Here is a 23791-nt window from a genome sequence, read left to right as displayed (position 1 = left end):
CGTTTCCCTCCTGGCACGGTCTTAAGCCCGCCACGCTTCCGCCCTTTGCTGATGCTACGCTGTTGCATCCTGGTTAGCCTGCTGCTGTAAGCAAGCCAGGCCTCCGGTTTTAGCGCCGCAGTCCGTTGCGCTTGGCAGCCGGAGCCAGGCGCACCGGGGCCGTCGCCGGCCCCGGTCGCAGGCCGAAGCCGAGCACCACCCGTGCCGTGGTATCCCGAAAAGTTACTTCCAGCACCGCCGGCGGCGGGGTCGTGGCCGATTCGGAGGAGAACGTAAACGCGTAGAACAAGCGCGAGGAAGGGCCCGCCAGCCGCACGCCCAGCTTGTAGAGCTCAATATCCTGCCCACGCCGTTGCCCGTTCCGCCACAAAGGCCGGGCAGAAGCCTCAAAACGTTCCCGGCTCACGGCCCGCCGCACTTCCGGCGCCAGGCGCGTGTAGGCAGCCGCGTAGTCCCCGCGCAACACGGACCGTAGAAACTGCCTAGCCACCTGGGCCTGGCTAGCTTTGCGCGGCGCCGGGGCTACCTGTGCCACTCCCATTTCAGCAGCCACCAGCCAGAGCAGTAGTACCACCCCGAATGTCGGCGCCCATGCCCATGCTGGCCGAAACGAGCAGCAGCCAGCTTCGCAAGCCGCCATCAGTGCGAATGCTTATTCATGCGCTAGTCCTCCGTGGCGGGCACCAGCACGAATACGTCTTCGCCGGGCCGCTTCATCAGGTATTTTTCCCGCGCGAATTTCTCCAGCAGCGCCGGCGAGCTCATCAGTTCGGCCCGCTCCCGCTTCACCACGTCAATGTTGTCGAGGTAATACTGCTTTTCGTTGCGCAATTCCTTCCACTTCTGGTAGATATCGAACTGCTTGCTCAGGTCATTGGCGTCAAACACTACCATCCACACCACGAAGCCCATGCCCGCGAGGAAATAAAAGCTGCGGACCACGCGCAGCACAGGGCTAATAAAAGTCGGTAATTGCATCAGGGTAAAGGTAATACAAACGGCCAATTCTGCTGGTGCAAAATTGGCGTTTGGCTGTGCTGCTTTAATTCAGGTTACATCTTGCGGCCGGGGTAGTATGCCACCTCGCCCAGTTCTTCTTCAATGCGGAGCAACTGGTTGTACTTGGCCATCCGGTCCGAGCGCGAGGCCGAGCCGGTCTTAATCTGGCCGGTGTTCAGGGCCACGGCTAGGTCGGCAATCGTGCTGTCTTCTGTTTCGCCCGAGCGGTGGCTCATAATGGACTTGTAGCCATTGCGGCGGCCCAGGTTCACGGCGGCAATGGTTTCGGTCAGGGTACCAATCTGGTTTACCTTGATGAGAATGGCATTGGCGATGTTTTCGTCGATGCCGCGCTGCAACCGGTCCACGTTGGTCACAAACAGGTCGTCGCCCACCAACTGGATTTTGTTGCCCAGGCTTTCGGTGTGAAGCTTCCAGCCGGCCCAGTCGTCCTCGTCCATGCCGTCCTCGATGCTGATGATGGGGTATTTGCTCACCCAATCGGCCCAATAGTCGGCCATCTGCGAAGAAGTCAGCTTGTCGCCGGTGCTCTTTTTGAAGTGGTACATGCCATCCGAGTAGAACTCCGAAACGGCCGCATCCATGGCAATCATCACGTCCTCGCCGGGGCGGTAGCCGGCCACCTCAATGGCCTGCAACACCACCTTAATGGCTTCTTCGTTCGATTTAATGTTGGGCGCAAAGCCACCTTCGTCGCCCACGTTGGTGCTCAGCCCCTGCTTCTTCAACACGCCTTTCAACGTGTGGAAAATCTCCGAGCCCCAGCGCATGGCCTCTGTGAAAGACGAAGCGCCCACGGGCATAATCATGAATTCCTGAAAGTCAATCGAATTGTCGGCGTGCGAACCACCGTTAAGGATGTTCATCATTGGCACAGGCATGGTGGAAGCTCCAACGCCGCCCACGTAGCGGTACAGCGGCATGTTGGCATCCAGCGCGGCGGCGCGGGCCGCCGCCAGGCTCACGCCCAGAATGGCATTGGCGCCCAAGTTGGCCTTGTTGGGCGTGCCGTCCATCTCCAGCATAATCTTATCGAGCAACGACTGCTCGTATACCGAGAAGCCCACCAATTCCTCGGCAATGCGGGAATTGACGTTGTCCACGGCCTTCAGCACGCCCTTGCCCATATACTGGGTGCTATCCTCGTCGCGCATTTCCACGGCCTCGTGCTTGCCAGTGCTGGCACCGGAGGGCACTGCGGCCCGGCCCATCACACCCGAATCAAGCGTTACATCCACTTCTACCGTGGGGTTGCCACGGGAATCAAAAATCTGTCGGGCGTGAATCTGCGAAATGAAGCTCATAGCGTCTCGGTTGTTAAATCAGTTTACGTTGCCACAAACCTACGGGAATCAACCGGCATAAGCACGGTTTCCTAGCACATTCATCCCACTCCTACTACGAGCCAGCCCCAATTGATTGTGCCAATAACCAGCGCCGATATTTGTGTGGAGAACTGCGGCGCCAAGAAAAAAGGGGACGCACCTCGCGGCGCGTCCCCTTTTTATGCTAACAGGCGATGTTGCTTAAGCGTCAGCCTTAGCTTCATCACGGCTCTCGCCATCTTTAACAGTTTCAGTAGCGGTATCAGCCGGAGCCGACTCCTCAACTACCGCGGCAGGAGCAACTGCTTCGCCGGTTACTTCGGTAGCCGAAGTAGCAGCTTCGTCAGTGGTGGCCTTCTTACCACCACGGCTGCGCGAGCGGCGGGTAGTAGTCGACTTCTCAGCAGCGGCCGATTTAGCCTCAAGCAGGGTCTCGTTGAAGTCCACCAGCTCGATGATGCACATCTCAGCGTTGTCGCCCAAACGGGTATCGCTCAGCTTGATAATGCGGGTATAACCACCGGGACGGGTAGCAATTTTGCTCGAAATGTTACCGAACAACTCCTTAATTGACTCCTTGTCCTGCAAGGCGGCGAACACCATACGACGCGAGTGCGTGGTATCTTCCTTCGACTTGGTCAGCATCGGCTCCACGTACTTGCGCAGGGCCTTTGCTTTGGCAACCGTAGTCGTAATGCGCTTGTGAAGGATGAGCGACGAAGCCATGTTCGACAGCATCGCGTGACGGTGGGCGGTAGTCCGACCCAGGTGGTTGATTTTTTTTCCGTGTCTCATTGGACGTTTGAAAAGATGTGCGCTTGCGGGCGGCGACCACGGCGGGCCGAAACCTCATTAGAACCGCTGCCCCTGGGGCGCACTGATAAAAAAAAGAGTTTGTAAAAAGCGAATGGCTGAACCGCTGGGCGCCCACTGCAATGCAGTCAGCTTCTCAACAATTCAGCCAATACGACTAGTCTTCTTCGAGGCGGTACTTGCCCAAGTCCATACCGAACTCCAGGCCGCGCTCCTCAACGAGATTTTCCAATTCGGTGAGGCTCTTCTTGCCGAAGTTGCGGAACTTCATCATGTCCGCAATTTCCAGCGTCACCAGTTCGCCCATCGTCTTGATGTCGGCTGCCTTCAGGCAGTTCTTAGCGCGTACGCTGAGCTCCATGTCCTCCAAAGGAGTCTTGAGCATCTTGCGCATCTGCATGGTTTCCTCATCAATCGGCTCGTCTTCAGTCACGCGAGGACCTTCGAGGGTCATCGTGTTGTCCGAAAACAGCATGAAGTGCTGAATGAGAATATTGGCCGCACCTTTCAGTGCTTCCTCCGGGTGAATCGAACCGTCCGTCTGAATCTCGATAACGAGCTTCTCGTAATCCGTCTTCTGCTCCACGCGGGTGTTCTCAATGCTGTACTTCACGTTTTTGATGGGCGTGTAGATAGCATCAATAGCAATCTGACCGAAAACCTGGTCAGCTGGCTTGTTCTCATCAGCAGGCACATAGCCACGGCCACGGGCAATCGTCAGCTCAAACTCCAGCTCGGTGCTGGGGTCCAAGTGTGCAATCACGTGGTCGGGGTTCAACACCTCAAAGCCGCTGGCAAACTTGCCAATGTCGCTGCCCGAAAAGGTCTCCTGACCTTTCACGCGCACCGTAATTTTATCAGCAATGGCGTCGCTGGTCTTCTTAAACCGGACCATTTTCAGGTTCAGGATGATTTCGGACATGTCCTCAATCACTCCTTCGATGGTCGAAAACTCGTGCAACACGCTGTTCGTCCGAACCGACGTGATGGCGAAACCCTCCAGCGACGACAACAGAATGCGACGCAGCGCATTGCCGATGGTGACGCCGTAGCCCTTCTCGAGCGGCTTAAATTCAAACGTCCCGGTGAAGTCGTCGGATTTCTCCATCACCACTTTCTCCGGCATCTGAAAAGCTAAGATTGACATATGTGGGGCGTATAAAATTTGAAAAAATTAGGTGAAGTATAAGCACAAGAGCGGCCCGACAAACTGCCGGGCCGCTACCAGTAGCGTTACTTACTTCGAATACAGTTCGACGATGAGCTGCTCGGTGATTTTCTCCGGAATCAGCTCACGGGCGGGTGCGTTGATGAACTTGCCAGCCATCTCCTTACCGTCCCACTCCAACCAGGAAAACTGGCGCGAGTTGCGAACCGACAGGCTGGTAGCAATAGCTTCCAACGACTTCGACTTCTCGCGCACACCCACCACGTCGCCAGCCCGCAGGTGGTACGAAGGAATGTTCACTACTTCGCCGTTCACGGTGATGTGCTTGTGACCTACGAGCTGGCGGGCAGCGCGACGCGTCGAGGCAATGCCCAAACGGTACACAGCGTTGTCCAGACGAGCTTCTAACAGCGCGAGCAGGTTGTCGCCGGTGATACCGGGAAGCGCTGCAGCCTTGTGGAACAGGTTTTCGAATTGCTTCTCCAACATGCCGTACATGTACTTCACCTTCTGCTTTTCCATCAGCTGCACAGCGTATTCCGACTGCTTCTTGCGGCGGCCACGGCCGTGCTGGCCCGGAGGATAAGCTTTCTTGTTGAGCGCTTTGTCAGGGCCGAAAATCGGCTCGTTGAAGCGACGGGCAATTTTTGAGGTAGGGCCGGTATAACGTGCCATCTTAATCTACTATCTGAAGTGAAAAACTAAACGCGACGACGCTTGGGGGGGCGGCAGCCGTTGTGGGGCAGCGGCGTTACGTCGCGGATGGTGGTAACCTCAATACCCACGTTGCCGAGGGCGCGGATGGCCGACTCACGACCCGAACCCGGGCCTTTTACGAATACTTCGGCTTTACGCATGCCCAGGTCGTGGGCTACTTTACCGCAGTCGCTCATCGCCATTTGGGCGGCGTAGGGCGTGTTTTTCTTGGAACCGCGGAAGCCCATCTTGCCGGCCGAAGCCCACGAAATAACTTGACCGTTATTGTTGGTGATGGAGATGATGATGTTGTTGAACGAGGCACGGATATGTACCTGGCCCACCTGCTCCACCACAACAACGCGCTTCTTGGCTTTGTCTTTTCTTTTTTGTGCCATTTGGTTATCGCAAAAAATGCGGGAGGTGTTGGCGCTGGCCGCGCGGAAAGTTTATCCGCAGCCGCCAGCGCCGATTCCCGTGTGAGTTTATTTGGTTGCCTTCTTCTTGCCGGCCACCGTTTTGCGCTTGCCCTTGCGGGTACGCGAATTATTCTTGGTGCGCTGACCACGAACTGGGAGACCTTTGCGGTGACGCAGACCACGGTAGCAACCGATGTCCATCAAACGCTTGATGTTGGTGGTCACTTCCGAGCGCAGAACGCCTTCGGTCTTGTGCTCAGCAGCAATGATGGCACGGATGGCACCCGACTCTTCGTCGGACCAGTCCTTCACCTTCTTGTTGATGTCAACCCCGGCTTTCACCAGAATTTTCTGAGAATTGCTCCGGCCAATGCCGAAGATGTAAGTCAGGGCGATTTCGCCGCGCTTGTTGTCCGGGATATCAACCCCTGCGATACGAGCCATTGTGTGTGGTTATGTGTTTGCGGACAGAAACCCGGCAACTACTTGGAAGGCGGGCCGGAGGAGGTTAACCAACGACTCAGTACCCAAGGTTCCGGGGTTCTAAAAATTGAATTAACCCTGACGCTGCTTGAAGCGGGGGTTTTTCTTATTGATGACGTAGAGTTTGCCATTACGGCGGACCAGTTTGCAGTCCACGCTACGCTTTTTCACCGAGGTTTTTACTTTCATGACCTGTGAAGGAAAACGGGTTTATTTATAACGATACTTAATCCGGCCCTTCGACAAGTCGTAGGGCGACATTTCGAGTTTCACCTTATCGCCGGGCAGAATTTTGATGTAGTGCATCCGCATCTTGCCCGAGATGTGGGCAATCAGTTGGTGACCGTTCTCCAATTCCACGCGGAACATGGCGTTAGAAAGGGCTTCTAGGATGGTTCCGTCCTGCTCAATCGAGGCTTGTTTTGCCATAAGGGCTACTGCTGCAATGCTTTTTCTATGTATTCAAAAGACGTCAGAATTTCCGCCTTATCTTTTCTAACTACTACGGTGTGCTCGAAGTGCGCCGAGGCCTTGCGGTCTTTGGTGCGGATGGTCCAGCCATCCGCCTCCTGCACCACATCCTTTTTGCCTAAGTTCACCATCGGCTCAATGGCGATGACCAAACCCGTTTGTAAAAGCGGCCCGGAACCCCGCTTGCCATAATTCGGCACCTCAGGTTTCTCGTGCAGCTTTGCACCTACTCCGTGCCCAACCAACTCGCGGACCACACCGTAGCCCAACGAGGCCACATGGTTCTGGATAGCGTAGCTGATATCGCCAACGCGGTTGCCGCTCACGGCTTGTTCGATGCCTTTGTACAGCGATGCCTTAGTTTCCTGTAGCAGCGTTAGCACTTCCGGCGCCACCTCCCCGATTGGGTAGGTGTAAGCACTATCTGAATGAAAACCATTCAGAAAAACCCCGCAGTCCACCGAGAGAATGTCGCCACTTTTCAGCGGCTCATCGGTGGCGAACCCATGCACCACCACCGAGTTCGGCGAGAGGCACAGGCTGAAGGGAAACTTGTTGTAGCCCTTAAAGGAAGGCACTCCACCATGGTCCCGGATGAATTCCTCCGCGCGCTTATCGAGCTGCCGCGTCGTTACTCCTTCCTTTACCATACTCGCGACTTCGCCGTGAGTCTTGGCCAGCACAAGTGCGCTGGCACGGATGAGGTCAATCTCTTCTTCGGTTTTGTATTGAATGCTACCGCTTGCCATTGCTGGTTATGAAGCTACCGAAATGGGCTGGGCCGTGCGACCGCGCAGCTTGCCCGATTTCATCATGCCATCATAATGCTGCATCAACAAGTAGCTCTGCACCTGGTTCACCGTGTCCAGCACCACACCCACCATGATAATGAGTGACGTGCCGCCATAGAAAGCAGAGAACGGACGAGTTACACCAAGCAACAAAGCAATAGCCGGGAAGATGGCAATCAGAGCCAGTGCAATAGCACCAGGCAATGTGATGCGAGTCAGAATTTCATCAATATATTCCGAAGTATCGCGACCTGGCTTCACGCCCGGCACAAAACCACCACTACGCTTCAAGTCGTCGGCAATCTGATTAGGATTGACGCTGATGGCCGTGTAGAAGTAGGTGAAGATGATGATGAGTAACGCAAAAGTTACATTGTACTGCCACGAAGTATAGTCAGAAAACTTTACACCAATGTAGGTAGCAAGGTCACTCTGATTCTGCCAAACGGAAGCTACAATAGCTGGCACAAACATCAACGACTGCGCGAAGATGATGGGCATCACACCGGCAGCATTCACCTTAAGAGGAATGAACTGACGCTGAGCATCAAGTTGCGTAGTACCGCCTACTTGCTTAGCATACTGCACTGCAATGCGACGTACTGCCTGAGTTAAGACGATGACAGCCATTACAACAAGGAATAGGACGACCATTTCCAGCAGGAAAATGAGCGATTTATTCACACCTTTGGCTGCGGCCTCGCCGATTATAGCACCGGGCAAGCGGGACACGATGCCAATCATAATGAGCATCGAAATACCGTTACCGATGCCTTTATCGGTAATCTTCTCACCCAGCCACATGCAAAACAAGGTGCCAGCAGTGACGATAATCATCGACGACACCGTGAAAAAAGTACCCGGATTAATGATGGCATCCGCGTTGATGGTAGCAATGAAGCCAACCGACTGCGCCAACACAATTGGAATTGTGAGAATGCGCGTGTATTGGTTAATCTTCTTACGACCTGACTCTCCTTCTTTCTGCAGTTTCTGGAAGTATGGCACAGCAATGGTCAACAGCTGAAGCACAATACTCGCTGAGATGTAGGGCATAATACCCAAAGCGAATATTGAAGCATTGCTGAAGGCACCGCCAAGCAACGTATCCAAGATGCCAAACAATCCTTCGGCACCGGTCTTCAGGCGCGACGGGTCTACACCCGGCAACACCACGTAGGAACCGAGGCGGTAGATGGCAATGAAAAAAAGCGTATTGAGGATTCGCGTACGCAAATCCTCAATCGCAAAAATGTTTTTTATCGAAGTGATAAACTTATTCATTGCCGAAGGTAGGCTTTAAAGCGTTACGGCTTTGCCGCCGGCCTTCTCGATGGCTTCAACAGCCGACTTCGAGAAAGCGTGAGCGTGCACTTCCAATGCCGTGATTACTTCGCCACGACCGAGGATTTTGATTTTGGCGTTCTTCGACACCAAACCGTTCGAGATGAAGTAAGCAGCATCCATAGTAGTGGCGCTATTCTTCTCGAGCAGGGTAGCCAGCACATCAAGGTTGATGGCTTTATACTCTACACGGTTGATGTTAGTGAAACCGAACTTAGGCACACGGCGCTGGAGGGGCATCTGGCCACCTTCAAAACCGGACTTGCGCTTGTAGCCCGAACGCGACTTGGCGCCTTTGTGACCACGGGTCGACGTGCCACCGCGCGTGGAGCCTTCGCCCCGGCCAATCCGCTTCTCGTTTTTAGTCGAGCCGTAGGCGGGCGATAGATTGCTGAGATTGAGCATGACGATATATAGTCTTACAGTTCGGTTACTTCTAGCAGGTGCTTCACGCTGTTCACCATGCCCATAACGGACGGGTTTACTTCGTGCTGCGCGGTGCTGTTCATTTTATTCAGGCCGAGGGACTGAACGGTGCGCTTCTGACGCTCAGGGCGGTCAATTGCGCTGCGCACGAGCTTTACTTGAATTTGTGCCATGTCAATTAACCGTTAAAAACCCGGGCAAGAGAGATACCACGTGCCTGTGCAATTTGCAACGGGTCACGCATTTTGGCCAAGGCGGCAAAAGTCGCCTTAACCACGTTGTGGGGGTTCGACGAGCCTTTCGACTTCGCCAACACGTCCTTGATACCGGCGCTCTCAAACACGGCGCGCATTGCACCGCCGGCGATTACACCCGTACCAGCCGCTGCGGGCTGGATGAGCACGAAGCCCCCGCCGTAGCGGCCTTCCATGAGGTGAGGAACGGTGTGCTTGTACATCGGCACTTTCACCACGTTCTTCTTAGCGTCGTCAATGCCTTTGGCAATGGCGTCGGTTACTTCGTTGGCTTTGCCCAGGCCGTAGCCTACGTTGCCGTTGCCGTCGCCCACTACCACGATGGCAGAGAAGCTAAAGCGGCGACCGCCTTTCACCACCTTCGCTACGCGGTTGATAGCTACTACTTTTTCTTTGAAGTCGGAGTCAGCTCCCATGCGGGAGTTGTCCTTGTTCCGGTCGCGGTCGTTGCTGCGCTGACGGTCTCCGCCAGGACGATTGTTGTCGCGTTCTTGCGCCATGATAGTTTAGAAATTGAGGCCGCCTTCGCGGGCACCTTCAGCCAATGATTTTACGCGACCGTGGTAGAGGTAACCCGAGCGGTCGAACACCACTTTCGTGATGCCTTTCTCTTGGGCGACGGCGGCAATTTGCCGACCTACGGCAGCAGCCAAAGCCACCCCGTTGCCACCCTCGGCGGTTACTTTTTTAGACGTAGCAGCAGCCAGTGTGCGGCCGGTGGTGTCGTCAATAATTTGAGCGTAGATGCCCGTATTGCTACGGAACACCGACAGCCGGGGCCGCTCGGAGGTGCCAGCCACCTTGGTGCGGATGATGCGCTGAATCCGCTTGCGGCGAGTTGCTTTATCAAAAGCCATGATGCGAATTTATTTAGAGGCCGTTTTACCAGCTTTGCGACGGATGATTTCGCCCACGAAACGTACACCTTTGCCTTTGTAAGGCTCGACTTTACGCAACGAACGAATTTTGGCGGCCACCTGGCCCAACAACTGATTGTCGATGCTGTTGAGCGTGACAATCGGGTTTTTGCCTTTTTCGGTAACAGCTGTTGCCGTCACTTCCTTTGGCAGGGAGATGAAGATGTTGTGCGAGTAGCCGAGGGCCAACTCCAACGTAGTTCCGGCAAGCGAGGCCTTGTAACCTACACCCACCAGCTCAAGCTTCTTCTCAAAACCGTTGCTCACACCGAGCACCATGTTGTTGATGAGCGAGCGGTACAGGCCGTGCATGGCTTTGTGACGCTTCTGCTCAGTGGGACGGGTTACCGTGAGGGAACCGTCTTCGATGGCAACGTTGATGTCGCGGTCCACTTGCGTGGTTAGCGTGCCCTTGGGGCCTTTCACCGTTACCACGTTGTCTTTCTCAACCGAGATAGCGACCCCAGCTGGGACGGAAATCGGGAGTTTACCAATACGTGACATAATTGAGTTAGCTAAAGCGGTTCCGGATTAGTACACGTAGCACAGCACCTCGCCGCCCACGTTCTCGGTTTTGCACTCCTTCTCCGTCATCACGCCCTTGGAGGTCGAGATAATGGCAACACCCAGACCGCTGAGGACGCGGGGGAGGTTGTCGGAGGCCACATACTGACGCAAGCCAGGCGTCGAAACGCGCTGCAGCTTGGTGATGGCGGGTGCCTTCGTTGTCGGGTTGTACTTCAGAGCAATCTTGATGATGCCCTGAACCGACGAATCATCAAAACGGTATGACTGAATGTAACCCTTGTGGTAGAGCACCTTCGTGATTTCCTTTTTGATGTTGCTGGCCGGGATTTCTACCACCCGGTGGTTCGCCTTGATGGCGTTGCGTACCCGGGTCAGGTAGTCGGCAATGGGGTCAGTGTTCATTATTTGTTAAATACGTCCGGTTTTTCGGAGCGCAAAGATAAGAAAATTTCGCCGGGTGCCCAACGGGACCAACGAAACTTCGGTTAAGACTACTTGGCACGTCCGGCGACGGCACGGCCAATGGTTTCTTTTGGCAACCTGCCAAATGGTTTCGAGGCAAGCCTCAGGTTTTGGGAGTGCAAAGGTAGCAGGCTCACAGGGCTTTTGCAAGCGGGCGCTGGAAATAGCTTGTAGAAGGTAGTGGTTTATTCCCCTTTACCCCCCTCCCCCCACAACCCGCCATCCAAGCATCGGAAGAAACGCAAGGTGGCGGGAGCCGCTGGGATTACAAGTCCTCAGGCGTTAGCCCGGTCTTCTTCGCCACCCGCTTCAGCATCACCGGCCCAATTTCTTCACTATCGTGAAAGGCAAAGACATAGTCTTGCCACCCCACGCGGGCCAGCGTTCGGTGCGAACCGGACTGCCGCTTCTGCTCCCAACCGATACGGAATAAAGCGGCCAGCACCAGCCGTGCTTTTATCGCCCCAAACTGGCTCACGCCGCAATGGAAAACACGGCCGCTAAATCCGGTACGTCCTCGCCATGCTCCAGCCGTTCGGCCAATACCCGCAAAGCCAGCGCCTGTGCATTGGCAATGGCGGCTTCCCGCGTAGCGCCATAAGCTAGCGCCCCGTCTATTTCCAATACTTCGGCCAGCCAGCGGCCATTGTCTTCGCGTTCCGTTTCAATAATCATGGGTTAAGCCGCCGGCTCATTTATGTACCGGGAGCTAGCTCAAATATACGCCTCCTCTCCCACCATCCGCCGCCCCAGCATCTGGATAAACGGGAGTGGCTAAAGAAGCCCTGTTGATGCTGTAGCAAAAGGAATGGCCGGCTCCATATATTGGAGCCGGCCATTCCTTTTGGTGTCTTTGATTATTCTTCAAAATTATTTGGGTCTGCCTGACTCAAGTATTTCTTCAGTGTCTTTTTGCTACCAAATATTGGCTAAATAAACTTCATGAATCTGGTTACTGTTTCTTCGTTTTCCGTCCGAGCGAGGAAAGTATCACCTTCCTCGTCAAATTCCATTTGTTCTAAAACCCCAGGGTCTTTCTCGATAAGAATTGCTTGGATGTGTTCAGCCCACTAATAGCCATTGCCACCGAAGCCATATTCATCAAAAAGGTCAGGGTAACCTTCTATATCCCCAACAGAAGCTTGAATACAGAAATAAGGGTTTTCTGACTCCTCATCCGTCAATTTATCAACTTGAAATGGGAAGGTATTTTCCGTAAATGAAAGGTAAATGCTTAAAAAATGGTTTGAGCAGAAAGGTAATGCCAAATGAAAAGGTCCAAGCAATAAATTGCTTGGACCTTTTCAATCTTGATGCAGAACCGGATACTACCAGCTCGACTTGGTCACACCGGGAATTTTCCCAGCGAGGGCCATTTCGCGGAAACGCACGCGGCTGATGCCAAACTTGCGCATGTAGCCGCGGGGGCGGCCGTCAATCATGTCGCGGTTGTGCAGGCGCACGGGCGAAGCGTTTTTGGGCAGCTTGTCGAGACCTTCGTAGTCGCCGGCAGCTTTCAGAGCCTTGCGCTTCTCAGCGTAGCGGGCCACGGTGGCAATGCGCTTGCGCTCCCGTGCTTTGATGGATTCTTTAGCCATAAGAGGTAGGGATTAAGCGTCTTTTTTAGCGTTAGCGAAAGGCATACCGAAAGCCTTGAGCAGCTCGTAGCTCTGCTCATCGTTCTCGGCGCTGGTCACGAACGTGATGTCCATGCCCGAGATGCTTTTGATTTTGTCAATCGAGATTTCGGGGAAGATGATTTGCTCCTTCACGCCGAGCGTGTAGTTGCCACGACCATCGAAACCTTTGTCGTTGATGCCTTTGAAGTCACGTACGCGAGGCAAGGCTACCGTCAGCAGACGGTCCATGAACTCGTACATTTTCTCACCACGCAGCGTCACTTTGGCGCCGATAGGCATGCCTTCGCGAAGCTTAAAGTTAGAAACCGACTTCTTAGCAATCGTTGCAATGGCTTTCTGGCCGGTGATAACCGTCAGTTCTTCCACACCGTTGTCGACCAGCTTCTTGTCAGCTACCGCAGCGCCAATGCCACGGTTGATGCAGATTTTGGTGACACGGGGTACCTGCATAATGCTCTTGAACTGGAATTTCTCCTGGAGCGCGGGTACGATGTCTTTTTTATAAATGTCTTTGAGACGGGCCATGATGCAGGGGGCAGTTACGCCGTTTTCTTGGCAGTGGCACGCTTGGCCTTAGCAGGAGCAGCCGGAGCTGCGGCCGCTGCAGCGCCTTTGCGCACACGCTCACCAGTGGTGGGGTTGATAGCCTGCACGTTGCTCACGTGCATGGGCGCCTCCATCTTGGTGATGCCGCCCTGGGGCGATTTGGCGCTCGGCTTGTTGTGTTTCGTCACCAGGTTCAACCCCTCAACGGTTACGCGCTGGGTTACCCGGTTTACCGACACGATTTTGCCGGTTTTGCCCTTTTCGTCGCCTGCAATCACCTTCACGGTATCGCCCGACTTTACGTGCAGTTGCACGGGGTCTGCTTTTCTGATAGCCATGGCTTAGAGTACTTCGGGGGCTAGGGATACGATTTTCATGAACTGACGCTCGCGCAACTCACGGGCCACTGGGCCGAAGATGCGCGTGCCGCGGGGCTCGTCGTTGTTGTTGAGCAACACAGCAGCGTTGTCGTCGAAGCGAATGTACGAACCGTCTTTGCGGCGTACTTCTTTCTTCACACGCACCACTACGGCCTTGCTCACGGTGCCTTTCTTGGCGTTGCCCGAAGGGATAGCCGACTTGATGGCTACCACAATCTTGTCGCCAACGCTGGCGTATTTCTTGCCCGTGCCACCCAAAACGCGGATGCAGAGGACTTCCTTGGCGCCGCTGTTATCGGCCACCGTCAGGCGGGATTCTTGCTGTATCATCGAATTAGATTATTTAGCGCGTTCAATAATTTCCACCAGGCGCCACCGCTTGGTTTTGCTCAGCGGGCGGGTGCTCATGATAAGAACCGTGTCGCCTTCGCCACACTCGTTGTTCTCGTCGTGGGCGTGGAATTTCGTGGTCTTGGTCACGAACTTGCCGTACATGGGGTGCTTTTGCTTCTGCACCACAGCTACGGTGATGGACTTGTCCATCTTGCTGCTCGTCACCTTGCCGGTGATTTCCTTGCGCATGTTGCGCGAGGCTTCTTCGGCAGCGGTTTGGTCTTGGGTTGTTACGTCGGTTGCCATCGGAATTAAGCGGGGTTAGAGGCCTGCTCGTTTTTCCGACGAGTCTGCTCGGTGAGCAAGCGGGCGACGTTTTTACGGTTGGCCTTGAGTCGGGCGGGGTTTTCCAGGGGCGAAATCGCATGAGCGAAACGCAGCTGCTGGCCCGTAGCCTGCTCGGTGGTGAGTTGCTCTTTCAGCGCTTCAGCGGAAAGGCCTTTGTGGTCGGTCTTGTTTTTCATCTTAAGCGGCGTCCGTGTAGTCGCGGCGAACCACGAATGAAGTACGAACCGGCAGCTTCTGAGCCGCGAGACGCAGCGACTCCTTGGCTACTTCCAGCGACACGCCGTCCGACTCGAACATGATTTGACCCGGCTTCACGCAGGCTACCCAATACTCGGGCGAGCCTTTGCCCTTACCCATCCGCACTTCAGCAGGCTTCTTTGTAATGGGTTTGTCGGGGAAAATGCGAATCCATACTTGCCCTTCGCGTTTCATGGCGCGGGTCATGGCAATACGAGCCGCCTCAATTTGGCGAGCCGTAATCCAAGACACTTCCAGCGACTTGATAGCGAACGAACCGAAGTCTATGGAGCTGCCGCGGTAGGCGAGGCCTGTTACGCGACCCTTTTGCATCTTGCGATACTTGGTCCTTTTCGGTTGTAACATTTGATTGAAATTTAAAAGAATTCAGAAGAAGATAGAACGTCAAAACCAGAACGTCATGCTGAGCTTGCCGAAGCATCTCTACCACGAGAGTAATCAAGCTGATTCAACGAAGCGGTAGAGATGCTTCGGCAAGCTCAGCATGACGTTCTGTTAATTCAAAACGTTCATGTTAGAAACTAGCGACGCGGGCCGCGAGGGGCACCACCAGCAGCACCACCACCAGCGGCGGGGCCATTGCGGCGGGGACCGGCGTTGTCGCCGCGAGGAGCACCACCGCCGGCGTTGCCGCCACGGTCGTTGCCACCACGGCCACCAGCACCACCGTCACGACGCGGGCCGCGGTCGCCTTCACGACGCTCGCCACGGGGGCCACGGTCGTCACGACGTCCACCGGCATCGCCACCGGGGTTGGTGAGCTGCTGGTTGGGCGAGAGGTCGGGCTTGCCGAACACCTCACCGCGCATTACCCACACCTTGATGCCGATTTTGCCATACACGGTCTGAGCTTCCGACAAAGCGTAGTCGATATCGGCGCGCAGCGTGTGCAGCGGCGTACGACCTTCTTTGTACTGCTCCGAACGGGCAATCTCCGCACCGCCGAGACGGCCACCGCACTGAATCTTGATGCCTTCGGCACCAACACGCATAGCCGCCTGAATCGACATTTTCATGGCGCGACGGAAGGAGATACGAGCGGCCAGCTGCTGGGCGATGCTCTCGCCTACCAGCTTGGCATCCAACTCCGGACGCTTGATTTCGAAGATGTTGATTTGAACGTCTTTGCTGGTGATTTGCTTCAGCTCGTCCTTAATCTTGTCAACCTCCTGGCCGCCTTTACCGATTACCACACCCGGACGAGCCGTGTTGATGGTGATGGTGATACGCTTCAGGGTGCGCTCAATCACAATGCGGCTGATGCCACCTTTTTGAATGCGAGCGTTGATGTACTTGCGGATTTTCTCGTCCTCCACCAATTTCTCGGCGAAGTCCTTGCCGCCGTACCAGTTCGAGTCCCAGCCTTTAATTACTCCCAAGCGGAAGCCAACCGGATTTACTTTCTGTCCCATATTAAATTAGGATTTGGCGTCGGCCTTAGGTTTTTCGGTAGTACCAACTTGCTTCGCGTGCTCGGTGGTTTTCTTGCCGAGCTTCTCCACTTTCGTGTCGATTTTCAGCGTCACGTGGTTGCTGCGCTTGCGGATGCGGTGGCCACGGCCCTGGGGGGCGGGGCGCAGGCGCTTCAACTGGCGTCCCTCGTCCACGAAGATTTCGCTGATGTAGAGGTTTGCGTCCTCAATTCGCTCTTCTTCGTTGTGCTGCTGCCAGTTGGCCAAGGCCGAAAGGAGCAGTTTCTCAATCTTCTCGGCGCCGATGTTGGCTTCGAAGCGCAACAGGCCGAGGGCCTGGGTCACTTTCTTGCCGCGCACGAGGTCGGCCACCAGTCGCATCTTACGAGGCGAGGTCGGCACATTGCGGAGTTTTGCTACTGCTTCCATCTTAGCGCTTGCCTTTATCTTTTTTGGCGACGTGACCACGGAAGTTACGCGTTGGGGCAAATTCGCCCAACTTGTGCCCTACCATGTTCTCGGTCACATACACCGGGATGAACTTATTGCCGTTGTGAACAGCGAACGTGTGGCCAACGAAATCCGGGGAAATCATCGAGCGGCGCGACCAAGTCTTTACCACCGATTTCTTACCAGCCGTTTCGAGTGCCGAGACTTTCTTTTCCAGCCGGAAGTCAATGTACGGCCCTTTTTTGAGTGAACGTGCCATATGTTACTTCTTGCCTTTGCGGCTCACAATCAGGTTCTCCGAATACTTGTTCTTGTTGCGGGTCTTCTGGCCCTTGGCCAAAATACCGTTGCGGCTCCGTGGGTGACCACCCGACGACTTGCCTTCACCACCACCCATGGGGTGGTCGACAGGGTTCATGGCAACACCACGAACGCGAGGACGACGACCAGCCCACCGGTTACGGCCAGCCTTACCCATCCGGGTGTTCATGTGGTCACCGTTCGAAACCGTACCAACCGTGGCCATGCAGGTCACGAGGACCATGCGCATTTCGCCGGAAGGCAATTTCAACGTGGCGTAACGCTCTTCGCGGGCTACGATTTGGGCGTAGGTACCGGCCGAGCGAGCCATGGCCGCGCCCTGACCGGGCTGCAGCTCAATGTTGTGGAGGATGGTACCGAGGGGAATCTCGCGCAGCGGCAAGGTATTGCCCACTTCGGGAGCCACGCCCGTACCTGATACAACCTTCGTGCCCACGGTCATGCCGGCGGGTGCGATGATGTAGCGCTTCTCGCCGTCAGCGTAGCTGAGCAGGGCGATGCGGGCGGTGCGGTTGGGGTCGTACTCAATGGTCTTAACCGTGGCGGGCACACCGGCCTTGTCACGCTTGAAGTCCACGATACGGTACTGGGTTTTATGACCACCGCCGATGTAGCGGTTGGACATTTTACCGGAAGAGTTCCGGCCACCCGATTTGGGGAGAGAAGTCATCAGGGACTTCTCTGGGGTCGACGTCGTTATCTCGTCGAACGCCGGTGCAACGCGGAAGCGTTGCCCTGGGCTGGTTGGTCTGAGTTTTTTAAGTGCCATTACTAGCTAGTTGTGCTTTTGCGGCGGAAGAATTGAGGCGAAGCCTAGAGGTTGCTGTAGAAGTCGATTACGTCGCCTTCTTTCACAGTGACAATGGCTTTCTTGCCGTGGGCGCGGCGGCCGGAAACCTGGCCGCCTTTAGTGCCTTTCGACTTCATTTTGCCAATGGTGCGCATCGTGTTGATGTCGGTCACGGTCACGCCGTACAGCGTTTCGATGTCCTTCTTGATTTGCACTTTGTTGGCGGTGCGCTCCACTTCGAAAGTGTAGCGACCCTTCTCGTTAAGACCGGTGGCCTTTTCGGTAATGATGGGGCGTTTCAGCGTGCTCATTATTCGGCGGTGCTATAGAGTTCAACCAATGAAGCCATGCCGTCTTCCGAAATCAGCAGCGTGTCCGTGTTCAGCAGGTCGTGGGTGTTGAGGCCGATGGGCGTCGACACTTTCACTTTCTGCAGGTTGCGGGCGCTGAGGATGACGTTCTTGTTGACCTCACCGGTCACGAGCATGGTCTTTTTGCCATTGTTCAGCTTGAGGCCGGTCATGATGGCGAGGAAGTCCTTGGTGCGGGGAGCGTCCATGGCAATGTTCTCCACAACGGAGATTTTGCCATCTTTCGCCAGGCTCGACAAAGCCGAGAGGCGGGCTACGCGCTTGGTCTTCTTGTTCAGCTTGAAGTTGTAGTCGCGGGGCTGCGGACCGAACATGCGGCCACCGCCCACGAACACACCCGACTTCATGCTGCCGGCACGGGCACCGCCCGTACCTTTTTGCTTCTTCAGCTTCTTGGTGGTGCCGTGCACCTCATTGCGCTGCTTGGACTTGTGCGTGCCTTGGCGCTGGTTGGCCAGGTACTGCTTCACGTCCAGGTACATCACGTGCTCGTTTACTTCGAGACCGAAGATGGCGTCAGACAGGGTCACCTTGCGGCCGGTGTCTTCGCCTTTGAGGCTATATACTGCGAGTTCCATCGTATCGTCTATTTCTCGATTACCACGTAAGAATTCTTAGCACCGGGAATCGAGCCGCTCACCAGAATCAGGTTCTTGTCGCCTACTACGCGCATCACCTTCAGGTTCTGCACTTTCACGCGGTCGTTGCCCATCCGGCCACCCATGCGCATTCCTTTGAATACGCGCGAAGGCCAGGAGCAGGCCCCGATAGAACCGGGGTGACGCAGGCGGTTGTGCTGGCCGTGGGTCTGGCCACCAACACCCTGGAAGTTGTAACGCTTTACAACACCCTGGAAACCCTTGCCTTTGGAAGTGCCTACTACGTCTACAAACTCGCCTTCCTCGAAGAGGGTAGCGTCAATGGTAGCGCCGGCGGCGTAGGTCGATTCAGCGTCGAGGCGGAATTCAACCAGTTTTTTCTTGGGGGTAGTACCGGCTTTCGTGAAGTGACCAACCAAAGCTTTGGTGGTGTTCTTCACTTTCTTCTCGCCGTACCCAATTTGAATGGCGGTGTAGCCGTCATTCGCGATAGTCTTAACCTGCGTCACTACGCACGGACCCGCTTCGATGAGCGTGCAGGGAATGTTTTTCCCATCCGGAGTGAAGAGGCTTGTCATACCGATTTTCTTACCGATGATGCCAGGCATTCTGTTGTTGATTAAATGACACAAAAAGAAAACGACCGAATGCCGTTTTCGCTAAGGGAGTGCAAAGATAGGAAAAAAGCCTTGGGAATCACAACGACGGCTAGAAATATTTTCTAGGTGAGGCTGTTAGCTCAACGAAGCCTGCGCTGTGCCATGCCATTTGTACTCCGGGGACTGCTATCACGCGGGACGCCAGCAGCTGTCATCATCTTCACAGGGGAGTGAACCTTGTAGGGCCAACATGGTAAAAAATACTACGAAGGCTAAGCCAATTTGCGTCTCTAATGTGTACTCAACCAAAAATGACAACGCTACGCTTACGTACTGAGCCAACAGTAAGGGCGCATGCTTCTTACGAGCCCACCACGCTGGGTAGAACATGCCAATCAAGAAAACAAACAGGCCAAGTCCTCCATAAGCGGCCAGGTTATATAAGTACTGATTGTGCGGAAGTATGTAGTATTTCGAACCTATTTCGGGATACAAAATGGCGTAGTGCTTAGCCATCTCGTCCTGTAAATCTGGCTTGCCCACTCCTACCGCTTTGTTGTCATTCCACACGGCCAATGCGGCACGGTACGAATACACGCGTGCAGCAATGGAATACGTCCTGCCTTCCAGAGCTGATTCCTGCTGGACTTTACTCACGTCTTGCTGGGTATTTTCAACCTTGTTGTTGAATGTGGGGAATACCACATAGCTAATCGCGGGCAAAAGGACTAATAGTGCACCCAATGCAATGGCTCGCTTCCACATTCTTTTCTTCAACGCCAACCACACTACTGCCAAACCGCTTAAGGCATAAAACGTCATCTGTCCACTTCTTACTGCCAGTAGGTGCAGAAATATCACCAGAAATGAAATCGTAGCGATTACCCAAAAACGCCAGGATTTCTTAACCGCACCGTGGACCAGCAATAGCACTCCTGCCGCAACCGACATCGTGATGATTAAGCTGAATCGAATGTGGTCCGGCTCAGTGGGCATCACCTTTGAGTGGAGATACATTTCGTTTATAGCACGAAAATGCAGGATGTAATTAATGGTGGCTCCGGCTGCTGCGATTGCTGTCACGCCAATAAGTAACAACCACAGCCATCTCAGATAACGGCCAGGCAGAGCCGGGAGCATCCAAAAACCGACGATGAGGGCAAGGAATGGAAGTTGCAGAACCAAGTCCTCCCAATAGGAGTCCATATTGCGCAGTGGTATTGAACGCTTGAAGTAGGTGCAGCAGGAACACCAAAGCGCACTGCCAAACAGCGGCCAATAGGACCAATGAGCAACGCGCCGGTACGTGATGGTGTACACGATGCCCGTTGCAGCAATACCAGCCATCCCAATGCTTGGCAGAACGCGCACCCAACTGGCAACGAAAATGCCAACGATGACACAAGCCGAGAAGAACAGCGCAGCTTGGTGCAAGCGGACAAGTGTGAACACAGATTGCATGAAGGCAGAATAGTAGCGCTGCAAGTTCCAAAGAAAAAGCCCCACCGGGACGAATCACAGTGGGGCTTTTCTCAATTAATACTGAAATCGAATCCTCAGACTTTGATTTCTACGTCAACGCCGCTGGGCAATTCCAGCTTCATCAGGGCATCAACAGTCTTCGACGAAGTCGAAAAGATGTCCACGAGGCGCTTGTAGGTGCAAAGCTGGAACTGCTCCCGGCTCTTCTTGTTCACGTGGGGCGAGCGCAGCACGGTAAACTTCTCCTTTTGGGTCGGCAGAGGAATCGGGCCGCTTACGATGGCACCGGTGGCCTTCACTGCTTTCACGATTTTCTCGGCCGATTTGTCTACGAGGTTGTGGTCGTAGGACTTCAGCTTGATGCGGATTTTCTGGTTCATTGGGGGTTTTGGTCCGATTGACCAAGTTAGTGACCGGTATTATTTACTTCCTTTTACTTTGGCAATGATGGCCTCGGCCATGTTGGTCGGCACCTGCTCGTAGTGCGAGAAGGTGAGCGAAGCCGAAGCCCGACCCGACGAAATCGTACGGAGTGCAGTTACGTAGCCGAACAGCTCCGACAGCGGAACGTCGGCCTTAATTAGCTGGGCACCGCCTTTGGTGTCCATGCCTTTCATCAGGCCGCGACGACGGTTCAAGTCACCGGTTACGGGACCCGTGTACTCATCGGGGCACACCACTTCCACGCTCATGATGGGCTCAAGCAGTTTCGGGCCAGCCTGGCGGGCAGCTTCGCGGAAACCACCACGGGCGGCGAGTTCGAACGACAGGGCGTCCGAGTCAACGTCGTGGAAGGAACCGTGGTAGAGGCGCACTTTCATGCCCTCAATCGGGAAGCCGGCCAACGGACCTTGCTTCATCGCTTCTTCAAAACCCTTCTGAATGGGGGCAATGAATTCGCGGGGGATAACACCGCCCACGATGGCGTTGTCGAACTCGAAGCCGGGCTTTTCCGGGTCGGTCTCTTTCGGACCGAGCTCAAACACGATGTCGCCGAATTTACCGCGGCCACCGGTCTGCTTCTTGTAAGTTTCGCGGTGGTCGACCTTCTTGGTGAGAATCTCCTTGTAGGCCACCATCGGGGCACCTTGGTTGATTTCCACTTTGAATTCGCGACGCATCCGGTCGATGATGATTTCCAAGTGCAGCTCGCCCATGCCGCGCAACACCGTCTGACCAGTCTCGGGGTCGGTGTGAACTTTCAGCGTGGGGTCTTCCTCGATGAGCTTGGCGATGGCCATACCCATTTTGTCAACGTCGGCCTGCGTCTTCGGCTCAATGGCGTAGCCAATTACCGGCTCGGGGAAGCTCATCGACTCAAGGACGATGGGGTGCTTCTCTTCGCTCAGCGTATCGCCGGTGCGGATGTCTTTGAAACCAACACCTGCCGCAATGTCGCCCGCCTGGATTTTGTCAATCGGGTTCTGCTTGTTGGAGTGCATCTGCATGAGGCGCGAGATACGCTCCTTCTTGCCGGTGCGGTTGTTGAGCACGTACGAGCCCGCGTCCAGCACGCCGCTGTAGCAGCGGAAGAAGCACAGACGGCCTACGAATGGGTCGGTCGCAATTTTGAACGCAAGAGCGGTGAAAGGCTCCGAGTTGTCAGGGTGACGCTCGATTTCAGCACCCGTTTCGGGGTCGGTGCCCATGATGGCGGGCATGTCGAGGGGCGACGGCAGGTAGGCCATAACGGCATCCAGCATCGTCTGTACACCCTTGTTTTTAAAGGCCGAGCCGCACAATACGGGCGAGAATTTCATGTCGATAACCGCTTGGCGGATAACAACCATCATTTCCTCTTTCGTAATGGAATCGGGGTTGTCGAAGAATTTCTCCAGCAAAGCGTCATCATATTCCGCCACACTCTCCACGAGCTTCTGACGCCACTCGGCAACCGTCTCAACGAGGTCCTCGGGAACGGGGATTTCGTCGTACGACTTGCCTTCGGTTTTGTCGTCCCACACGATGGCTTTGCCCGTCAGCAGGTCAACTACGCCTTTGAAGGTGTCTTCAGCGCCAATCGGAATCTGGAGGGGGATGGGGTTAGCGCCCAGTTTCTCCTTGATTTCGTTCACGGCCTTGAAGAAGTCGGCACCGGCGCGGTCCATCTTGTTCACGAAGCAGATACGGGGCACGCTGTACTTGTCAGCCTGACGCCATACAGTCTCGGACTGCGGCTCCACACCCGAAACGGCGCAGAACAGGGCCACGGCACCGTCCAACACGCGCAGCGAGCGCTCCACTTCCACCGTAAAGTCTACGTGGCCGGGGGTATCAATCAGGTTGATTTTGTACTGCTTGGTATCCGGCGTCGGGTCACCTTTGATGTCGGTGGGGTAGTTCCAGAAGGTAGTAGTAGCAGCCGAGGTAATCGTGATGCCGCGCTCCTGCTCCTGCTCCATCCAGTCCATCGTGGCGGCACCATCGTGCACTTCCCCGATTTTGTGGGTTTTACCCGTGTAATACAGAATACGCTCCGACGTCGTGGTCTTACCGGCGTCGATGTGCGCCATAATCCCGATGTTGCGGAGGTAGTAAAGTTCTTTGTTAACAGCCATTATCTTGTTAGTGATGAGGTAATGAAGTAATGAGGTGATGAGATAATCAAGCCGGCAACATAAAAACTGCCTACTTCATTACCTCATCACCTCATTACCTCGTCACTTTCTGATTAGAAACGGAAGTGCGAGAAGGCCTTGTTGGCCTCGGCCATGCGGTGGGTGTCGTCTTTCTTCTTGACGGCAGCACCTTCGCCTTTGGCGGCGGCGATGATTTCGCCAGCCAGCTTGTCCTTCATGGTCTTCTCCCCACGACGACGGGCGTACTGAATCATCCATTTGGCACCTACCGAAATGCGACGGTCGGCGCGCACTTCAATCGGAACCTGGAAGGTGGCACCACCTACGCGGCGGCTTTTCACTTCCACGGTGGGCATCACGTTGTTCAACGCTTTGCGCCACATTTCGAGGCCGCTCTCCTTGGTGCGCTGCTCCACGAGGTCGCAGGCGTCATAGAAGATGGTGTACGCGAGGTTTTTCTTCCCGTCGTACATCATGTAGTTCACAAAGCGGGTTACCAGCGTCTCCTTGTACTTAGGGTCCGGCAGCAAGATGCGCTTTTTTGGTTTTGACTTTCTCATTGGGGA

The 23791-nt window shown here is 54.9% G+C and carries 39 protein-coding genes; all 39 read right to left on the bottom strand.

The features are described from left to right. Positions 1 to 109: 109 nt before the first annotated feature. The 39 genes from BEN47_RS08845 to rpsG all read right to left on the bottom strand — a co-directional run bounded on the left by BEN47_RS08845 (position 110) and on the right by rpsG (position 23785). Positions 110 to 574, bottom strand: a complete 465-nt coding sequence (locus BEN47_RS08845) for a hypothetical protein (protein ID WP_070727306.1) — start codon at positions 572 to 574, stop codon at positions 110 to 112. A gap of 89 nt (positions 575 to 663) precedes the next feature. Beyond that, positions 664 to 978 carry an FtsB family cell division protein gene (locus BEN47_RS08840; protein WP_070727305.1) on the bottom strand — a complete coding sequence of 105 codons (315 nt, stop codon included), beginning with the start codon at positions 976 to 978 and terminating at the stop codon, positions 664 to 666. 74 nt (positions 979 to 1052) lie between these two features. Further along, on the bottom strand, positions 1053 to 2324 hold the full coding sequence (gene eno / locus BEN47_RS08835; RefSeq protein ID WP_070727303.1) for a phosphopyruvate hydratase: 1272 nt from the start codon (positions 2322 to 2324) through the stop codon (positions 1053 to 1055). Between the two features lie 222 nt (positions 2325 to 2546). Continuing rightward, the gene (gene rplQ, locus BEN47_RS08830; protein ID WP_070727301.1) at positions 2547 to 3140 is read right to left on the bottom strand and encodes a 50S ribosomal protein L17; all 594 of its coding nucleotides are present in this window, start codon (positions 3138 to 3140) and stop codon (positions 2547 to 2549) included. A gap of 175 nt (positions 3141 to 3315) precedes the next feature. Beyond that, positions 3316 to 4305 carry a DNA-directed RNA polymerase subunit alpha gene (locus BEN47_RS08825; protein WP_070727298.1) on the bottom strand — a complete coding sequence of 330 codons (990 nt, stop codon included), beginning with the start codon at positions 4303 to 4305 and terminating at the stop codon, positions 3316 to 3318. Between the two features lie 90 nt (positions 4306 to 4395). After that, complete coding sequence (gene rpsD, locus BEN47_RS08820) at positions 4396 to 5001, bottom strand: 30S ribosomal protein S4 (RefSeq protein ID WP_070727296.1); 606 nt, start codon at positions 4999 to 5001, stop codon at positions 4396 to 4398. 26 nt (positions 5002 to 5027) lie between these two features. Beyond that, the gene (rpsK, locus tag BEN47_RS08815; protein WP_035567868.1) at positions 5028 to 5420 is read right to left on the bottom strand and encodes a 30S ribosomal protein S11; all 393 of its coding nucleotides are present in this window, start codon (positions 5418 to 5420) and stop codon (positions 5028 to 5030) included. 87 nt (positions 5421 to 5507) lie between these two features. Next, the gene (rpsM, locus tag BEN47_RS08810; protein ID WP_070727294.1) at positions 5508 to 5885 is read right to left on the bottom strand and encodes a 30S ribosomal protein S13; all 378 of its coding nucleotides are present in this window, start codon (positions 5883 to 5885) and stop codon (positions 5508 to 5510) included. 111 nt (positions 5886 to 5996) lie between these two features. Continuing rightward, entirely contained in the window at positions 5997 to 6113 is a 117-nt protein-coding gene (rpmJ, locus tag BEN47_RS08805) for a 50S ribosomal protein L36 (RefSeq protein WP_046246595.1), read from the bottom strand. A 21-nt stretch (positions 6114 to 6134) separates the two neighbouring features. Then, complete coding sequence (gene infA, locus BEN47_RS08800) at positions 6135 to 6353, bottom strand: translation initiation factor IF-1 (RefSeq protein ID WP_035567874.1); 219 nt, start codon at positions 6351 to 6353, stop codon at positions 6135 to 6137. A 5-nt stretch (positions 6354 to 6358) separates the two neighbouring features. Continuing rightward, positions 6359 to 7144, bottom strand: coding sequence for a type I methionyl aminopeptidase (gene map / locus BEN47_RS08795; protein WP_070727292.1), 786 nt, complete (start codon positions 7142 to 7144; stop codon positions 6359 to 6361). A 6-nt stretch (positions 7145 to 7150) separates the two neighbouring features. Then, positions 7151 to 8470, bottom strand: coding sequence for a preprotein translocase subunit SecY (secY, locus tag BEN47_RS08790; RefSeq protein ID WP_070727290.1), 1320 nt, complete (start codon positions 8468 to 8470; stop codon positions 7151 to 7153). A 15-nt stretch (positions 8471 to 8485) separates the two neighbouring features. Beyond that, entirely contained in the window at positions 8486 to 8935 is a 450-nt protein-coding gene (rplO, locus tag BEN47_RS08785; protein ID WP_070727288.1) for a 50S ribosomal protein L15, read from the bottom strand. Between the two features lie 14 nt (positions 8936 to 8949). Then, the gene (gene rpmD, locus BEN47_RS08780) at positions 8950 to 9129 is read right to left on the bottom strand and encodes a 50S ribosomal protein L30 (RefSeq protein ID WP_070727286.1); all 180 of its coding nucleotides are present in this window, start codon (positions 9127 to 9129) and stop codon (positions 8950 to 8952) included. Positions 9130 to 9134: 5 nt separating this feature from the next. Continuing rightward, on the bottom strand, positions 9135 to 9626 hold the full coding sequence (gene rpsE / locus BEN47_RS08775) for a 30S ribosomal protein S5 (RefSeq protein WP_035567955.1): 492 nt from the start codon (positions 9624 to 9626) through the stop codon (positions 9135 to 9137). Positions 9627 to 9716: 90 nt separating this feature from the next. Beyond that, entirely contained in the window at positions 9717 to 10067 is a 351-nt protein-coding gene (gene rplR / locus BEN47_RS08770; RefSeq protein WP_070727284.1) for a 50S ribosomal protein L18, read from the bottom strand. A 9-nt stretch (positions 10068 to 10076) separates the two neighbouring features. Then, a complete protein-coding gene (gene rplF, locus BEN47_RS08765) occupies positions 10077 to 10631 on the bottom strand; it encodes a 50S ribosomal protein L6 (RefSeq protein ID WP_070727282.1) in 555 nt (184 codons plus the stop codon). 27 nt (positions 10632 to 10658) lie between these two features. Beyond that, on the bottom strand, positions 10659 to 11057 hold the full coding sequence (rpsH, locus tag BEN47_RS08760) for a 30S ribosomal protein S8 (protein WP_070727280.1): 399 nt from the start codon (positions 11055 to 11057) through the stop codon (positions 10659 to 10661). Between the two features lie 325 nt (positions 11058 to 11382). Continuing rightward, complete coding sequence (locus tag BEN47_RS08755; protein WP_070727278.1) at positions 11383 to 11595, bottom strand: type II toxin-antitoxin system HicA family toxin; 213 nt, start codon at positions 11593 to 11595, stop codon at positions 11383 to 11385. Next, a complete protein-coding gene (locus BEN47_RS08750; RefSeq protein WP_070727277.1) occupies positions 11592 to 11792 on the bottom strand; it encodes a HicB family protein in 201 nt (66 codons plus the stop codon). Before BEN47_RS08750 ends, BEN47_RS08755 begins: the two co-directional genes overlap by 4 nt. Before the next feature lie 395 nt (positions 11793 to 12187). Next, positions 12188 to 12385, bottom strand: coding sequence for a hypothetical protein (locus BEN47_RS20905; RefSeq protein WP_125921587.1), 198 nt, complete (start codon positions 12383 to 12385; stop codon positions 12188 to 12190). A 60-nt stretch (positions 12386 to 12445) separates the two neighbouring features. Continuing rightward, positions 12446 to 12715, bottom strand: a complete 270-nt coding sequence (gene rpsN / locus BEN47_RS08745) for a 30S ribosomal protein S14 (protein ID WP_035567891.1) — start codon at positions 12713 to 12715, stop codon at positions 12446 to 12448. Positions 12716 to 12727: 12 nt separating this feature from the next. Further along, positions 12728 to 13282 (bottom strand): 50S ribosomal protein L5, encoded by a 555-nt coding sequence (rplE, locus tag BEN47_RS08740; protein WP_035567893.1) that lies wholly within the window; start codon positions 13280 to 13282, stop codon positions 12728 to 12730. A 14-nt stretch (positions 13283 to 13296) separates the two neighbouring features. Continuing rightward, complete coding sequence (gene rplX / locus BEN47_RS08735) at positions 13297 to 13641, bottom strand: 50S ribosomal protein L24 (protein WP_083322263.1); 345 nt, start codon at positions 13639 to 13641, stop codon at positions 13297 to 13299. Between the two features lie 3 nt (positions 13642 to 13644). After that, the gene (gene rplN, locus BEN47_RS08730) at positions 13645 to 14013 is read right to left on the bottom strand and encodes a 50S ribosomal protein L14 (protein ID WP_035567895.1); all 369 of its coding nucleotides are present in this window, start codon (positions 14011 to 14013) and stop codon (positions 13645 to 13647) included. 9 nt (positions 14014 to 14022) lie between these two features. Continuing rightward, positions 14023 to 14322 carry a 30S ribosomal protein S17 gene (gene rpsQ, locus BEN47_RS08725; RefSeq protein WP_070727275.1) on the bottom strand — a complete coding sequence of 100 codons (300 nt, stop codon included), beginning with the start codon at positions 14320 to 14322 and terminating at the stop codon, positions 14023 to 14025. A gap of 5 nt (positions 14323 to 14327) precedes the next feature. Then, on the bottom strand, positions 14328 to 14540 hold the full coding sequence (gene rpmC / locus BEN47_RS08720) for a 50S ribosomal protein L29 (protein WP_070727273.1): 213 nt from the start codon (positions 14538 to 14540) through the stop codon (positions 14328 to 14330). 1 nt (position 14541) lies between these two features. Continuing rightward, positions 14542 to 14967: a 50S ribosomal protein L16 gene (rplP, locus tag BEN47_RS08715; protein WP_035567899.1), complete on the bottom strand. Its 426-nt coding sequence runs from the start codon at positions 14965 to 14967 to the stop codon at positions 14542 to 14544. Between the two features lie 176 nt (positions 14968 to 15143). Further along, positions 15144 to 16034 (bottom strand): 30S ribosomal protein S3, encoded by an 891-nt coding sequence (rpsC, locus tag BEN47_RS08710; RefSeq protein ID WP_070727272.1) that lies wholly within the window; start codon positions 16032 to 16034, stop codon positions 15144 to 15146. 6 nt (positions 16035 to 16040) lie between these two features. Next, positions 16041 to 16463: a 50S ribosomal protein L22 gene (gene rplV / locus BEN47_RS08705; protein ID WP_070727270.1), complete on the bottom strand. Its 423-nt coding sequence runs from the start codon at positions 16461 to 16463 to the stop codon at positions 16041 to 16043. A 1-nt stretch (position 16464) separates the two neighbouring features. After that, the gene (gene rpsS, locus BEN47_RS08700) at positions 16465 to 16743 is read right to left on the bottom strand and encodes a 30S ribosomal protein S19 (protein WP_070727268.1); all 279 of its coding nucleotides are present in this window, start codon (positions 16741 to 16743) and stop codon (positions 16465 to 16467) included. A gap of 3 nt (positions 16744 to 16746) precedes the next feature. Then, the gene (gene rplB / locus BEN47_RS08695) at positions 16747 to 17574 is read right to left on the bottom strand and encodes a 50S ribosomal protein L2 (RefSeq protein WP_070727266.1); all 828 of its coding nucleotides are present in this window, start codon (positions 17572 to 17574) and stop codon (positions 16747 to 16749) included. Positions 17575 to 17618: 44 nt separating this feature from the next. Then, a complete protein-coding gene (gene rplW, locus BEN47_RS08690) occupies positions 17619 to 17906 on the bottom strand; it encodes a 50S ribosomal protein L23 (RefSeq protein ID WP_070727265.1) in 288 nt (95 codons plus the stop codon). Next, entirely contained in the window at positions 17906 to 18544 is a 639-nt protein-coding gene (gene rplD / locus BEN47_RS08685) for a 50S ribosomal protein L4 (protein WP_070727263.1), read from the bottom strand. Before rplD ends, rplW begins: the two co-directional genes overlap by 1 nt. A gap of 8 nt (positions 18545 to 18552) precedes the next feature. After that, a complete protein-coding gene (gene rplC, locus BEN47_RS08680) occupies positions 18553 to 19173 on the bottom strand; it encodes a 50S ribosomal protein L3 (RefSeq protein WP_070727262.1) in 621 nt (206 codons plus the stop codon). 180 nt (positions 19174 to 19353) lie between these two features. Beyond that, the gene (locus tag BEN47_RS08675) at positions 19354 to 20625 is read right to left on the bottom strand and encodes an O-antigen ligase family protein (RefSeq protein ID WP_125921586.1); all 1272 of its coding nucleotides are present in this window, start codon (positions 20623 to 20625) and stop codon (positions 19354 to 19356) included. A 95-nt stretch (positions 20626 to 20720) separates the two neighbouring features. Then, positions 20721 to 21026 (bottom strand): 30S ribosomal protein S10, encoded by a 306-nt coding sequence (rpsJ, locus tag BEN47_RS08670; protein WP_035567915.1) that lies wholly within the window; start codon positions 21024 to 21026, stop codon positions 20721 to 20723. Between the two features lie 39 nt (positions 21027 to 21065). Next, the gene (fusA, locus tag BEN47_RS08665) at positions 21066 to 23204 is read right to left on the bottom strand and encodes an elongation factor G (RefSeq protein WP_070727259.1); all 2139 of its coding nucleotides are present in this window, start codon (positions 23202 to 23204) and stop codon (positions 21066 to 21068) included. A gap of 113 nt (positions 23205 to 23317) precedes the next feature. Then, positions 23318 to 23785 carry a 30S ribosomal protein S7 gene (gene rpsG / locus BEN47_RS08660; protein ID WP_035567919.1) on the bottom strand — a complete coding sequence of 156 codons (468 nt, stop codon included), beginning with the start codon at positions 23783 to 23785 and terminating at the stop codon, positions 23318 to 23320. Positions 23786 to 23791 lie beyond the last annotated feature (6 nt).

The organism is Hymenobacter lapidarius (assembly GCF_001816145.1).
In the GTDB taxonomy this organism is placed as follows: domain Bacteria; phylum Bacteroidota; class Bacteroidia; order Cytophagales; family Hymenobacteraceae; genus Hymenobacter; species Hymenobacter lapidarius.
Note: the sequence above shows the minus strand (reverse complement) of the source record. Positions and strands in the feature narration are given on the sequence as shown.